Source organism: uncultured Actinomyces sp., assembly GCA_900541895.1.
Taxonomy (GTDB): Bacteria; Actinomycetota; Actinomycetes; order Actinomycetales; family Actinomycetaceae; genus Pauljensenia.
Map to the genome: position 1 here is coordinate 1 of UWSI01000021.1, position 12,595 is coordinate 12,595.

Annotated in this window: 12 protein-coding genes; 8 read left to right on the top strand and 4 right to left on the bottom strand. The window is 52.7% G+C overall.

What is annotated here, in order from left to right:
* Nucleotides 1–43: 43 nt before the first annotated feature.
* Nucleotides 44–1,525 (bottom strand): ribosome biogenesis GTPase Der, encoded by a 1,482-nt coding sequence (der, locus tag QZR18_RS06090; protein ID WP_178706497.1) that lies wholly within the window; start codon nucleotides 1,523–1,525, stop codon nucleotides 44–46.
* A gap of 37 nt (nucleotides 1,526–1,562) precedes the next feature.
* Nucleotides 1,563–3,122 carry a UDP-N-acetylmuramoyl-L-alanyl-D-glutamate--2,6-diaminopimelate ligase gene (locus tag QZR18_RS06095; protein WP_178706499.1) on the bottom strand — a complete coding sequence of 520 codons (1,560 nt, stop codon included), beginning with the start codon at nucleotides 3,120–3,122 and terminating at the stop codon, nucleotides 1,563–1,565.
* Nucleotides 3,123–3,200: 78 nt separating this feature from the next.
* Here QZR18_RS06095 and pepN point away from each other — a divergent pair, with 78 nt between their 5' ends.
* The 8 genes from pepN to QZR18_RS06135 all read left to right on the top strand — a co-directional run bounded on the left by pepN (nucleotide 3,201) and on the right by QZR18_RS06135 (nucleotide 10,251).
* Nucleotides 3,201–5,780 carry an aminopeptidase N gene (gene pepN, locus QZR18_RS06100; RefSeq protein ID WP_178706501.1) on the top strand — a complete coding sequence of 860 codons (2,580 nt, stop codon included), beginning with the start codon at nucleotides 3,201–3,203 and terminating at the stop codon, nucleotides 5,778–5,780.
* The gene (locus QZR18_RS06105; protein ID WP_178706503.1) at nucleotides 5,777–6,607 is read left to right on the top strand and encodes a DUF881 domain-containing protein; all 831 of its coding nucleotides are present in this window, start codon (nucleotides 5,777–5,779) and stop codon (nucleotides 6,605–6,607) included. The genes pepN and QZR18_RS06105 overlap by 4 nt, the downstream gene beginning before the upstream one ends.
* A 1-nt stretch (nucleotide 6,608) precedes the next feature.
* Entirely contained in the window at nucleotides 6,609–6,941 is a 333-nt protein-coding gene (locus QZR18_RS06110; RefSeq protein ID WP_009409423.1) for a small basic family protein, read from the top strand.
* 2 nt (nucleotides 6,942–6,943) lie between these two features.
* Nucleotides 6,944–7,741, top strand: coding sequence for a DUF881 domain-containing protein (locus QZR18_RS06115; RefSeq protein WP_178706505.1), 798 nt, complete (start codon nucleotides 6,944–6,946; stop codon nucleotides 7,739–7,741).
* A 67-nt stretch (nucleotides 7,742–7,808) separates the two neighbouring features.
* A complete protein-coding gene (locus QZR18_RS06120) occupies nucleotides 7,809–8,243 on the top strand; it encodes an FHA domain-containing protein (protein ID WP_009409421.1) in 435 nt (144 codons plus the stop codon).
* Complete coding sequence (locus QZR18_RS06125; protein ID WP_178706507.1) at nucleotides 8,240–8,998, top strand: MerR family transcriptional regulator; 759 nt, start codon at nucleotides 8,240–8,242, stop codon at nucleotides 8,996–8,998. Before QZR18_RS06120 ends, QZR18_RS06125 begins: the two co-directional genes overlap by 4 nt.
* Nucleotides 8,999–9,144: 146 nt before the next feature.
* Complete coding sequence (locus QZR18_RS06130; RefSeq protein WP_051007844.1) at nucleotides 9,145–9,663, top strand: MerR family transcriptional regulator; 519 nt, start codon at nucleotides 9,145–9,147, stop codon at nucleotides 9,661–9,663.
* A gap of 222 nt (nucleotides 9,664–9,885) precedes the next feature.
* Complete coding sequence (locus QZR18_RS06135) at nucleotides 9,886–10,251, top strand: RNA polymerase-binding protein RbpA (protein WP_178706512.1); 366 nt, start codon at nucleotides 9,886–9,888, stop codon at nucleotides 10,249–10,251.
* A 70-nt stretch (nucleotides 10,252–10,321) separates the two neighbouring features.
* On the opposite strand, the gene QZR18_RS06140 is transcribed toward QZR18_RS06135, so the two are convergent.
* On the bottom strand, nucleotides 10,322–11,080 hold the full coding sequence (locus QZR18_RS06140) for a polyprenol monophosphomannose synthase (RefSeq protein WP_178706514.1): 759 nt from the start codon (nucleotides 11,078–11,080) through the stop codon (nucleotides 10,322–10,324).
* Nucleotides 11,080–12,594, bottom strand: a complete 1,515-nt coding sequence (lnt, locus tag QZR18_RS06145; RefSeq protein ID WP_178706517.1) for an apolipoprotein N-acyltransferase — start codon at nucleotides 12,592–12,594, stop codon at nucleotides 11,080–11,082. Before lnt ends, QZR18_RS06140 begins: the two co-directional genes overlap by 1 nt.
* Between the last annotated feature and the right edge of the window lies 1 nt (nucleotide 12,595).

The following is a 12,595-nucleotide window of genomic DNA, read 5'->3' on the forward strand; positions in this document are numbered from 1 at the left end:
CCTCCCCGGCGGGGAGGCCACACCACTACTCATGTCCGTCAGACTAACGACGACGACGCTCGCGTACACGTACCGAGATCTGAATTGGCGAACCTTCAAATCCAAAGTCTTCGCGCAGACGACGCTCAATGAATCGACGATATCCGGGATCCAAGAACCCGGTCGTGAAGATGACGAAACGCGGAGGCATGTTCGACACCTGAGTCGCGAAGAGAATTCGAGGTTGCTTCCCGCCACGAAGGGGGTGCGGATGCGCTGCAACCAGCTCACCCAGGAAGGCATTGAGACGGCCTGTGGGAATGCGGGTTTCCCAGCTATCCAGTGCAGTCTCCATCGCACGTGTCAAACGGTTAATATGCCAGGTTGTCTTTGCCGACACGTTGATTCGCGGTGCCCATGAAACTTGAACAAGCTCGCGTTCAAGCTCTGAACGGAGCTGAGCTTGGCGTTCTTCATCAACCAAGTCCCACTTGTTGTTGATGATGACGACCGCACGGCCGGCATCAACTGCCTGCTGTACAACTCGAATATCTTGCTCTGTCAGCGGCTCTGAAGCGTCGAAAAGAATCAACGCAAGTTCTGCCTTTTCAAGGGCGGCTTGGGTTCGAATTGACGCATAGTAGTCAGCACCCGTTGTTCGGTGCATCTTGCGGCGAATGCCCGCGGTATCGACGAACCACCATTGCTGCCCGTCAAGCTCAATGAGCTCATCAACTGGATCACGAGTCGTACCGGCAAGCTCATTAACGACAACACGTTCAGAACCCGCCAGAGCGTTGAGCAGCGACGATTTACCGACGTTCGGACGTCCGATCAGAGCAACTCGACGGGGACCACCCGAAGGCAGCACCGTAGCCACGGAAGATACTTCAGGAAGCACAGCCATCACCGCATCAAGTAGATCACCGGTGCCACGACCGTGAAGTGCAGAAATCGCGTAGGGTTCACCCATTCCGAGTGACCACAGGTAGGCCGCTTCAGCTTCTTGCATCGCGGAATCAACCTTGTTCGCCGCGAGAACGACGGGTTTACCACTCTTACGAAGCATAGAGACGATACGTTCATCCGTATCTGTCATGCCGACAGTTGCGTCGACAACGAACAGTACGGCATCTGCCAGATCAACCGCGATTTCTGCCTGTTCGGCCACCGATCGATCAATGCCCTTGACATCAATTTCCCAGCCGCCAGTATCAACAAGAGTGAAGTGACGACCTGCCCAATCGGCAGGATACGATACGCGGTCTCGCGTAACACCAGGGGTATCTTGAACAACCGCTTCACGTCTACCGATAATGCGGTTCACCAATGTTGACTTGCCGACGTTAGGGCGCCCGATCACTGCCAGAACAGGAAGACCGAATTCACTGTCCTGAGAATCAGAATTCTCGAATTCACCGTTGAGCAGGGCAAGATCTTCGTCATCAAGCTCAAACTGGTCAAGGGAGTCACGCATCGCGCGTGCACGAAGCTCTGCTTGACCTTCGTCGAAGGCTTCTGTGTTCTCGAGGTATTCTTCAGTCACGTCCTTATCCTATCGGTAGTCGGTGGTGACAAGCGCGTTACAGGCGCGCGCGAATATCTTGTTCCAACACTTCACGAGCGACAGGAACATCGTTATAGACGTGCTTGATTCCCTGGATATCTTGATACCATTCAGCACCCTTTCCGGAAATGACGACGATGTCTCCCTCATCTGCCGCAAGAATTGCCTGACGTACTGCGTCGCGGCGACATGTGGTTACTTCAGTAACGTCATGGAAATCAGGACGAACACGCCGAATTCCATTGAGGAGTTGCTGGCGAATAGACGAGGCATCTTCAGTACGCGGATTCTCATCAGTGACCCATAAAACATCGGCTAGCTGAGCAGCGATTTCTGCTAGAGGCTCACGTTTCGTCGCATCGCGATCGCCATCGGTCCCAAACACTAAAACGAGCTTGCCACGAGTTAACTCGCGGACGGATTTGAGGGTCCAATCGAGTCCCTCTGGGGTATGTGCAAAGTCGACAATGACAAGTGGTTGTGCGCCTGGATCGGGATTGACGGAGGTCATGCGACCGGGAATCTGTTCTGCACCTTCGAGAGCCGAAACTGCAGCTTCGAACTCACATCCCAGCTGCAGTGCTGCAACCAGTGCAACGACGGCGTTTTGAACATTAACTTCACCGAGCATCGGCATCCGAATGAGGCGTTCATCGCCCTGAGGGGTTACCAAATCAAAGGTGACAGCGGGGATTGCGCGATCGAAGTTGATGCGCCGAACAGTCCAATCGGCCTCGCGATGGGAAAAAACCGAAACTGTAGTAACGGGCACTTCGCTTTCTTGAGCCAAACGAAGGCCCCACTCATCATCAATACAGACGACACCGCGGCGCGAGTGCGCCGGAGTGAACAAACTCTTCTTGGCCTCGAAGTAATGCTCCATGTCACCGTAGTAATCCAGGTGGTCATGTTGAAGATTCGTAAACGCAGCGACGTCGAAAATAATGTCATCAACACGGTTCAAACTCAGTGCATGCGCTGACACCTCAACAATTGCTGCGCCGCAATCTTTTTCGCGAGCAAGAGCAAGAATTCGCTCGACTTCGGGAGCCTCGGAAGTAGTTTTTTCCGAATTAATGACGAGGCCGCCAACACGAATCTCAACAGTCCCGCACAGTGCAGGATCGTTAAATGTACTGCGCAGGATGGAACGAAGAAGATAAGTCGTTGTGGTCTTCCCATTTGTCCCCGTTACGGCAGCCGTTTTGAGTGCCGAGGCCGGATGGCGATAGATATTCGCCGCGATAGTTGCGCTCGCACGACGCGGATCCGCTACGACAACAATCGGAATATCTGGGTTCATCTCACGTGCACGCTTGGATCCTTCGCGATCTGTAACAACTGCGGAGGCACCTGCTTCGACGGCTGCGTGGAGGAAGCGAATACCATGCTGGACCAGGCCAGGAATGGCAACGAAAACCCAATGATCGTCAATATCAATCGACGAAACACTGACACCAGAAACGGGTAGTTCGGCATCGGGGCACAGTGACCAATCAACCTCCTGAACCCCCTCGAGTGCCTCAGAGAGCGGAACTGGTGACGTAATCGGGCGAATATCGTTGGCATAAGTCATAACTTTTAGGGTATCCGCTTGCTTTACGAAAAGCTTCTTCATCGACACGTCAACACAAAATTTCTCTAAAATGAGGGCATGTATGTCCTGACTCGTGAAGATGCACGTCACCGTTCAGCCGTTGTTACAGTCCGACACATTGATGTCACACTTCACCTCGAAGAAGCGGCAACTGAGAAAAGTTCGTACCGCGTTCTCTCGCGCATGACCCTTGTCTGTCAGGAACCGACGCTCTTTGTCGACGTCGCTGGCGAAGTCCAAGTAGTCTCGATTGACGATGTTCCTTTAGCACCCGATCAATTCACCTACGACGGTGAACGCCTGGACATCAGCGCAGTTCCGACCAACCGTGAGGTCACAATTAGCGTTGAAGCTGATTGTCGTTTTTCGACAACAGGGGAGGGGCTGCATCGCTATCGCGATCCCGAGGACGGACGCTACTACCTTTACACGCAATTTGAGCCTGAAGATGCCCACCGCGCGTGGCCCTGCTTCGATCAACCTGATATGAAACCCACATGGACTTTCCACGTCTATGCGCCTTGCGAGTGGGTTGTGACTTCCAACGGGATTGGAAGCTCTAAGGAATGCGGCAACGGCATCACGCTGTGGGACTTCACCACCACCCCGCCTTTGTCGAGTTACATCACGGCGGTCGTGGCTGGCCAATGGGCGCTCGTTGAGGGTGGGAGCTGGGAAGGAAGCGCAGGCGATGGGAATACTGCAACATTGCAACTTCGTTTGCTCTGCCGCCAGGCATTAGCGAGTTCAATGGATAGCGATGACATCCTATCTGTCACGCGTGCCGGTTTAGATCACTACCACGAACATTATGGCTACACCTTCCCCTGGGGAAGCTACGACCAGATTTTTGTTCCCGAATACAATCTGGGAGCAATGGAGAATCCTGGATGTATCACCTTCAATGAGAACTATCTGAGCCGTGATACGCCGTCGTTTGCACTGCGGCAAAAGCGTGCGAACACAATCCTTCACGAGATGTGCCACATGTGGTTCGGTGATCTGGTCACTCCGGCATGGTGGGAAAATCTTTGGCTCAAAGAGTCCTTCGCGGAAAACCAAGGAACTACGACGGCCGCTGAGGCGACAATTTACGCGGGGGAGTGGGCCTCATTTGCTATTGGCCGTAAAGCGTGGGCATTGGGCCAGGACCAGTACCCGACAACGCACCCCATCGTTGCAGATATCCCTGATATTCCTGCTGCGAAAAACAACTTTGACGGTATTACGTACGCGAAGGGCGCTGCTGTCCTCAAGCAGCTTGTTGCGTGGGTTGGTGAAGAAACCTTCTACGAGGGTGTGCGACTGTATTTCCAGCGATTTGCCAACTCTTCAACCGGCCTAGAGGATCTCTTGGGAGCATTGGAAGAGGCCAGTGGCGAAGATCTTGGGAAATGGAAGGACGCGTGGCTCCTCACAACAGGCCCCTCTACTCTTTCACTCAGCTGGACAAACGATGATGCAGGCCGTCTGACAGATCTTCATGTGCACCAGGAAGGGCTCGCTCGTCCACACAGCCTTGACATCTCATTCTGGACAGCAAATAACGGTGTTTTGCGCGAAAAGTGCCATTTGCGCGTACGCGTAGAAGAAGCCGATTCTACTGTTGACGTTCCTTTGGAGCTTACTGAAACTGGTAGTGCTCAAGACATTGATTTGGTGGTCGTCAATGACCTCGATTTGACCTATGCGATTTCTCGCTTTGATGAGCATTCGATGCGAACTGCGCTCGCATACGTGTCGACCATTGAACGTCCTATTACTCGCGCTGTCATTTGGTCCAATCTCTTTAGTGCGCTTCGCGGCGGTGAATTGGATCCGCGCGAATACATTCACGCAGCTCTTGCCCATATGACCGAGGAAAGCGAAGATGCCATTTTTGAGCGTCTGCTAGCGACAATCCGCGTCGCCCGCTCATTCCTTCCTCACAGTTCACGAGATCGTTGCGATCGCGAGATCCTGAACACGCTCGCTGAATTCATGCGTCATGCGTCCCGTGACCGAGGCCGCGCCGCCCTTCGCCTGTTTGTTGACGTCTGGATTGCATGCGCAGATGAGACCTACACCGAGGCCGTGCTTGAGCTCGCCCGCGGTCGTCACAGTGATCGACTTCCTTTTATCGAGGGTGAGGAAAGCGCATGGGATCTTCGCAGGGGTTGCGCAGCTCGAGGCCTCGTGACCGAGAAAGAGCTGGAATCCTGGCTCGAAGCCTCTCCGACGGGGGAGAACCGCACCCGCTGGATACGCTCGCGTGCGGCGCTTCCGGATGCCGATATTCGTTCGCAGGTGTGGAACGAAATTTGTCACGGATCGACGATGTCAAACCTTGACCTAAGTGCTTCATTGCAGGGTCTGAACGACTCGACGTGGAGTAGCCCCGGCTACGTGACGCAGTATTTCTCTCAACTGCTCCCATTCTGGCAGAAATCGTCGCTGGGGTTCGGGATTCGTTTTGTTGAGGACGGTTTCCCAATGTCTGTTGATATTGAAGGTCGGAGCTTGGATGAGAATCCAATTGAGGCTGCGAAGATTTGGCTTGATAAGCACTCGGAGGTTGCACCTGCACTTACACGCCTGATCATTGAGAAACTCGATGACCTAGAACGGGCTTATTCTCGACAGAAGCAGTGGCAATGAGTAGTCAGCACACGTCTTCTTCGTCGTTAGGTAATGATCCTGCTGCATCGATGTCCCTCTTGAAGGCAATCCTTGAGAACCCTTTGGATGCTGGCTACGGGACCTATCACGCGAAAGCCAGTTACGGCGCTCCCTCGGTTTTCCATCGAGCAGTCACGGTTCTCATCGCAATCGCATTGGGCATTGGTGCGGGGTTTGCAATCAGTGGTTTACGCGCTCAAGCTCAAGGAGATGTGCATTCTTCTCTTTTGAGTCATGCTCAGACTCAAACGCAACAAATCACACAAATGAGAGACGAAGTCGCGAAACTTCGCACGCATGTAAAAGAACTATCAGCTCAGCAGGGACAAAGCAGTATTCACGAGAATGCTGCGACAGCGCTGGCAAATGCTGATACTCAAGTCAGTGGAGCGGGACTGAAAGTAACGCTTACCGATGCAGCAAATGCAGTGTCTTCACGGCAGAGCGGTCAAGGACAGGTACGTGACCAAGATATTCGAATGGTTGTGAATGCTCTGTGGGGTGCTGGGGCTGAAGCAGTCAGTGTGAATGGCCAAAGAATTGGTCCCGGTTCTTTCATCCGAACGGCAGGTTCAGCGATCTTGGTTGACGTAACACCGATTTCTTCACCGTATACAATCGAGGCAATTGGTGATGCAAATACCTTGTCATTGTCGTTGGTTCGCGGCTCAACGGGGGATTACTTGTCCAGTGCAGAATCCCTCACTGGAATTAAACTAAGTGCGCAGTCTGTTAAAGAAATGACGCTCAACGCACGCGATAACCGGTCAACTCGTTGGAGTGAGACCATCGAAGAGGGGCACTAAGGTGTTAGCAGTTCTTGGTCTGATATTTGGAATTGTCGTTGGTGTCCTCATCGACCCAACTGTCCCCACATGGCTTCAGCCCTTCTTACCAGTCGCTGTTGTTGCTGGCCTCGATGCCCTTCTGGGTGCGGGCAGAGCTTGGCTTGAAGGGACATTCCAAGACCGTGTTTTTGTCATGTCTTTTTTCTGGAATGTCGTGGTCGCTTGCCTATTAGTGTTCTTGGGGACACAGTTGGGTGTTGGCTCAGCTATGACAACTGCAGTCGTTGTGGTTCTTGGAATTCGTATTTTCTCGAACACTGCCTCGATCCGTCGATTGATTTTTAAGGCCTAAGAATGGGACAGCACGCGAAGAAGAGCCAAGCGACTGCCCAGGATCAGATGGGTGAAGTGGGGGAGAAGGCACTCAACGACTCCTCATCAAAACCCATGGGGACACGCCTCAAAGCAGCGATATTAGCAATGCCTCGGGGAACGCATCTTTTGCTTTTTGTCATCTGTTTAATTCTTGGGATTGCCTTGGTCACTCAAGTTCGAGCACAACGAACTGACCCGCTCACCTCGCTCAGTCAGGAAGAACTGGTCGAACTCCTTGACAATCTTTCTGTCCAGGAACAAAACCTTCGTGTCGAACGAGGGAAGCTCGAATCCCAGGTCAGTCAGCTTGAAGACGAGTCTCAAAAAGAAGAGGCCGCAGCGAATGCTGCAAAGAAAGCTGAAGAGCAGGCAAAAATTAATTCCGGGCAGGTCGCCGTCCATGGTCCTGGGATTGAGATGGTGATCAGCGATCCCTCACATTCCCTGAGTGCAACTCATTTTGTGATGGCGCTGGGTGAACTGAGAAATGCCGGCTCCGAGGCCTCTGAAATTAACGGCCATCGCGTCACCGTCTCATCAAGTTTCACCAGTGACGGGGGAGTCATCAGCGTAGACGGACAGACCCTAACAAGCCCATACGTATGGAAAGTCATCGGTGATTCACAGACCATTTCTACGGCTCTAGAGATTCAAGCAGGTAGCGCGGCTCAGATGCGTGCCAAAGGTGCTTCAGTAACAATCACGCAGATAAAAGACCTGAAGATCACCTCGATTTCAACACCGAAGTCACCGGAATTTGCGAAGCAAATCGGTTAAAAGCCTTCGCGAACACTAGGCCACCACACTATACTGTTGCTATTGTCCCTCAGAACTGGAGCGAGTAATGGAAAACCAGAGCCAAGAGTTTGACCCGACTGCAACTTCGGTCTTCAGCCTGAATACTGTCGAGGAAGTCGCTGACGCGCCAATGCCTTTGTCCGCGCGCGATCAGGACGCAGTCAATGCTCTTCCTGCGGGCTCTGCACTTCTCATTGTTCAACGCGGGCCTAATTCGGGTGCACGATTCCTCTTGGATGCGGAAGTGACAAACGCAGGTCGTTCGCCCCGTGCAGATATCTTCTTGGACGACGTTACTGTCTCACGCAAGCACTGCCAGTTCCTGTCTCGGGATGGCGGACATACTGTCCGCGATTCTGGCTCGCTCAACGGTACCTATGTCAATCGTGAACGTGTTGAGCAGGTTGAGCTCCACGCTGGAGACGAGGTACAGATTGGCAAGTACCGCCTGACCTACCAGCCCTCACCTAACGCACAATGAGTGCGCGCGCTCAGCGCAAGGCCTCGGAAGAAATTGTCGAACCTTGGCCGCGCGGAATTAGTCGTGAGCCGGAGCTTTCGATCGGTCAGCTGGTTGAACGCCTCAAGGCTGAGTTTCCTGCAATCACGCAGTCAAAAGTACGCTTCCTTGAAGATAAAGGGCTTGTTGTCCCTGCACGTACTTCTGCTGGGTATCGTAAGTATTCGCAAGCAGACCTTGAACGTCTCCGTTATGTTTTAGCTTCTCAGCGCGATTCCTATTCGCCTCTTGACGTGATTCGTGATCAACTTCGAGCGCTCGATGCTGGGCACGAAGTCTCCCGTCGACGTGCAGCCCAGGTCGTAGCTTCGGAAGGTAAAGTCGTGTCGTTGGGGAATCGTCGCTCGATTCCCGCTGCAGACCTTGCGGATCTGACAGGATGTGAGCTCGGAGCAATTGAACGCTATGTGTCTCTTGGCCTGGTCACTCCCGATATTGCTGGCTATTTTCCCTCGCGAAGTGTTCAGGTCATCTTGCAGATTCGTGAGCTCGAGACCCTAGGAGTTGACGCTCGAACCTTGCGCTCGGTGCGTCACGGCGCCGAGCGAAGCGCTGATCTGATCGATCAGACAGTCTTATCCCAGACTCCTCGTGATCGTGCTATTGATCGCGAACGGCAGAATAGCCGACGTCTCGAACTAGGGGAGAGGTTCGCGCAGCTTCATCACGAGATGTTGCGAGTAGCTTTGTCGCAATTGACCGACGGAGGGGTGTAACCTTCAACTTGAACTTGAAGGCTCGCCGTGTCGTTCATTGACCGGCAAGCTTCAACTTCGTAATCTAATTTCAGTTCGGTCATTCCATAAACCAAGGAGCATTCGTGAGCGCAGAACCGCTGGGTAGCATGCAGGGGCGTCAGCCTATGCTCTTTGGTGACCCTTTGGAGGGGCGCGACGGTGACGATGTTGGTTACCGAGGCCCTGTTGCCTGTGCGGCAGTTGGAATTACCTACCGTCAGCTCGATTACTGGGCACGCACCGGCTTGCTTCAGCCTTCAGTCCGTGCGGCTAAAGGATCAGGATCTCAGCGCCTCTATTCCTTCAAGGACATTCTTGTCCTCAAGATCGTCAAGAAGCTTCTTGACGCAGGGGTTTCTCTTCAGCAGGTCCGTACTGCAGTCACACAGCTTCACCGTCGCGGCGTTGATGACCTTGCCTCCATTACCTTGATGAGCGATGGGGCATCGGTCTACGAGTGCACCTCGACGGATGAGGTCATTGACCTTCTTCAAGGCGGTCAAGGTGTGTTTGGAATCGCTGTTGGTCGCGTTTGGCGTGAGCTCGAAGGTTCTCTGGCTGAGCTTCCGAGCGAGCGCGCTGAAGAAAACGTTCTTGTTGACGAACTTGCAGCTCGTCGCGCAATGAAGCGTTCAGTTTCTTAATCACTTTACGTCGACTTGCTCAACCGCCGACGTCTCATACGCATATTCATGGGAGAGTGGCTCCATCATCCGCGAATTGTGAACTCTCTTCTGAATTCCCATTACTTGACATAATGTACATTATCGGATCGGGGCTAATGTGCTGAGAGCATAGTCAGAACACTGCGCATCCTTTTATCAGCTAAACTTCTACTATTCGATTATTACTGCGGGAGGATCAAGGTGGCAGATCGCGCGTTACGCGGAATGCAAATCGGTGCTAAGTCGATGGAATCTGAAGATGGCGTCGTCTTTGCCGATCGATTCACGGCAAAGTACTTGTGCACAAACGGACACCAATTTGAAGTTCCCTTCGCAAGCGAAGCAACTCCGCCCGCAACATGGGAATGCAAATGTGGCCAAATGGCTGAGCTTATTGGCGAAGCAATGGAAGATGAAGAACAAAAGCCCGCTAAACCCGCTCGTACTCACTGGGACATGCTTCTTGAGCGTCGTTCGATTGAAGAGCTTAACGAGGTTCTTCAGGAACAGCTCACTCTTCTTCGCGAAGGCAAGCTGCGCCTAGAGGGCCACTACCGTAAGGGCTGATCGACAGCCTCGTAACTTGACATAATGTGTCCCCGTCACTTTGGCGGGGACACATTATTTTCCGGATTTTTCAGCGACGAGAAGAGAATTTGCGCTTAATGCCGTTCTTCGTCACCATGACCAGCTCTTCTACAAAGATCGCACCAGATAGTTTTGATTCCCCGAGCTCTCGTTCATCGAAAGTAATAGGAACTTCGACGATCGTCGCCCCCATAGACTCAGCGAGAGTCGTCATTTCAACCTGGAACCCAAAACCAACCGTTGAAACCTGCTGGAGAATGCCGGTCTCACGTAGCCACGAGGCTCGGTGAACACGCAGGCCCGCTGTTGCATCCTTAATTCGAGTCCCCAACCAGAAATTGATATACGCATTGCCTGCACGTGACAGCGCAACCCTCCAGGGTGCCCAGCCATTCGTTTTTCCACCCGGAACCCACCGCGAACCAATGACCATATCAGGTCGATCAGGTCCTGCCATTCGCACAAGTAGTTTGGGCAGATCCTCTGGACGATGCGATGCATCTGCATCCATCTGGATGAGGAAGTCGAAATCCATTTCAAGGGCGCGTCCGAGTCCCTCGACATATGCAGTTGCGAGACCTGACTTTGCGGGCCGGGTGTACAGATGAAGGCGCGAATCAGTTTTCATGCGCTCTTGGACCCATTCTCCCGTTCCATCAGGAGAAGAGTCATCAACAATAAGAATGTTGAGCTCCGGGAGCACCTGCTGAATGCGTGTGAGAAGGCCGGGCAGAGACTCAACCTCGCAATAGGTGGGAATAACCGCCACCACTCCCCTGCCGGTTTCATACATCATCGAGTCGGTCATCAGCGGCGCTTTCTATGTGAACGAGAAATGTTTTGAAATACGAGTGCAACCAGAAGAATTCCAGTGAGCACCCAGCTAATTTTAGCGGAATACGGCGCAAAATGTGCCGCCCATGTGAATGAGTTTCGAAGAGGCAGGTCGCCAGTAAGAGTTGCTGATTGCATCCGTCCGCTTTGAGAAAGAAGGCTACCATCTGGTCTGACAAGGACGGAGTTCCCAGTCGTTGATGCTTGGACAGTCGAACGAGCAAATTCAATCGCTCGAAATTGTGAGATCTGCGCCTGTTGTGCACCCTCCGCACTGGTCCCAAAGTGATAGTTGTTGGAAGGGATCACAATAATTTGACCACCAGAGTTGACACCTTCAGCAAGGAGATCTTCATAAGCCACTTCGAAGCAAATTCCAAGTGCAAGAGGAACAGTGCGACCATCCTCTAACTGAACATCAAAACGCGATGAATTCTCCACCGCTTCAAGGTCAATTCCTACCTGGGCCGCCTCGGTTGCAAGCCGTGAAACAAGTGATCTTGCCGGAATGTATTCCCCAAAAGGTACCGGAATCTGTTTCCCGTAATAAGATTCGCTGAGTCCAGAATCGGGGTACCAGACCCCCATGTAGTTGTATCGGCGCTCCTCTTCTACGCGTGTAATCCCTACGAGGATTGGCGCATTGATATCCTTTGCCGAGGAAGATATAAGGTCTGCTATTAGTCGGTTATATTTGGGGTCACGGTCAGTTGAAGACTCGCCCCACACGACTAGGTCGATCTTCTCCCCCATTTGAGCAAGCTCACTGGTTAATCGCGCATGATTTCCAGTAACCTTCCCGATCTGAGCGTAAGTCTCTAGGGCCGGAAGCTCAATATTTCCCTGGATCGCAGCAACTTTGATTGATCCTTCTTCTTGAGAGGCATGCAGAGGAAGCGCCATGGGAATAATAACTATCGCGCACACCGATGCGAGGCACAAAGGTCGCGAATACCAATGTCGATCCTCGCGCGAAAAATCAAAACTTCGTCGTAGGAGCACAGCGCAGACAACAACTACAGCGCTCACAAGCACTTCCCCACCCCAAGGAGCAAGACGACCCAGAGGCGTCGCAACCTGTGGGTACGCCAAATTTCCCCACGGGAAGCCCGACCACGGAAAATGAGAACGAAGTTGTTCAATACCAACCCAAGAAACTGCAGTGACAAACACCTGCCCCGCAGTAGTGTTCGCCCACGAAAGCCGCATAAAACCACTCTCAAGTGAGGCCCACGCAGCGAAGAAAAACGCTTCCACAAAACTCAAAGCAATCCAAGGCAACTTGCTACCGCCTGTCGCCTGAATAGTCCATGGAATAAGCAATAGCCAGAAAGTCATCCCGCAAGTCAGCATATAGACAAAAGCTCGCCATGCGCCGACCCGATCAACACGAGAAAGAACTAAAGCAAATGACGGGATTACCAGAAGAGGAAGTGAAATATCGGGAAAGGAAGCCCACAGACCAATGCCGGCAATGAAGCACAGCATA

Coding starts and splice junctions, on each gene's coding strand:
- QZR18_RS06140 (WP_178706514.1), bottom strand. CDS start 11,080: ATGACCGACTCGATGATGTATGAAACCGGCAGGGGAGTGGTGGCGGTT.
- pepN (WP_178706501.1), top strand. CDS start 3,201: ATGTATGTCCTGACTCGTGAAGATGCACGTCACCGTTCAGCCGTTGTT.
- lnt (WP_178706517.1), bottom strand. CDS start 12,594: ATGCTGTGCTTCATTGCCGGCATTGGTCTGTGGGCTTCCTTTCCCGAT.
- QZR18_RS06120 (WP_009409421.1), top strand. CDS start 7,809: ATGGAAAACCAGAGCCAAGAGTTTGACCCGACTGCAACTTCGGTCTTC.
- QZR18_RS06115 (WP_178706505.1), top strand. CDS start 6,944: ATGGGACAGCACGCGAAGAAGAGCCAAGCGACTGCCCAGGATCAGATG.
- QZR18_RS06130 (WP_051007844.1), top strand. CDS start 9,145: ATGCTCTTTGGTGACCCTTTGGAGGGGCGCGACGGTGACGATGTTGGT.
- QZR18_RS06105 (WP_178706503.1), top strand. CDS start 5,777: ATGAGTAGTCAGCACACGTCTTCTTCGTCGTTAGGTAATGATCCTGCT.
- QZR18_RS06125 (WP_178706507.1), top strand. CDS start 8,240: ATGAGTGCGCGCGCTCAGCGCAAGGCCTCGGAAGAAATTGTCGAACCT.
- QZR18_RS06095 (WP_178706499.1), bottom strand. CDS start 3,122: ATGACTTATGCCAACGATATTCGCCCGATTACGTCACCAGTTCCGCTC.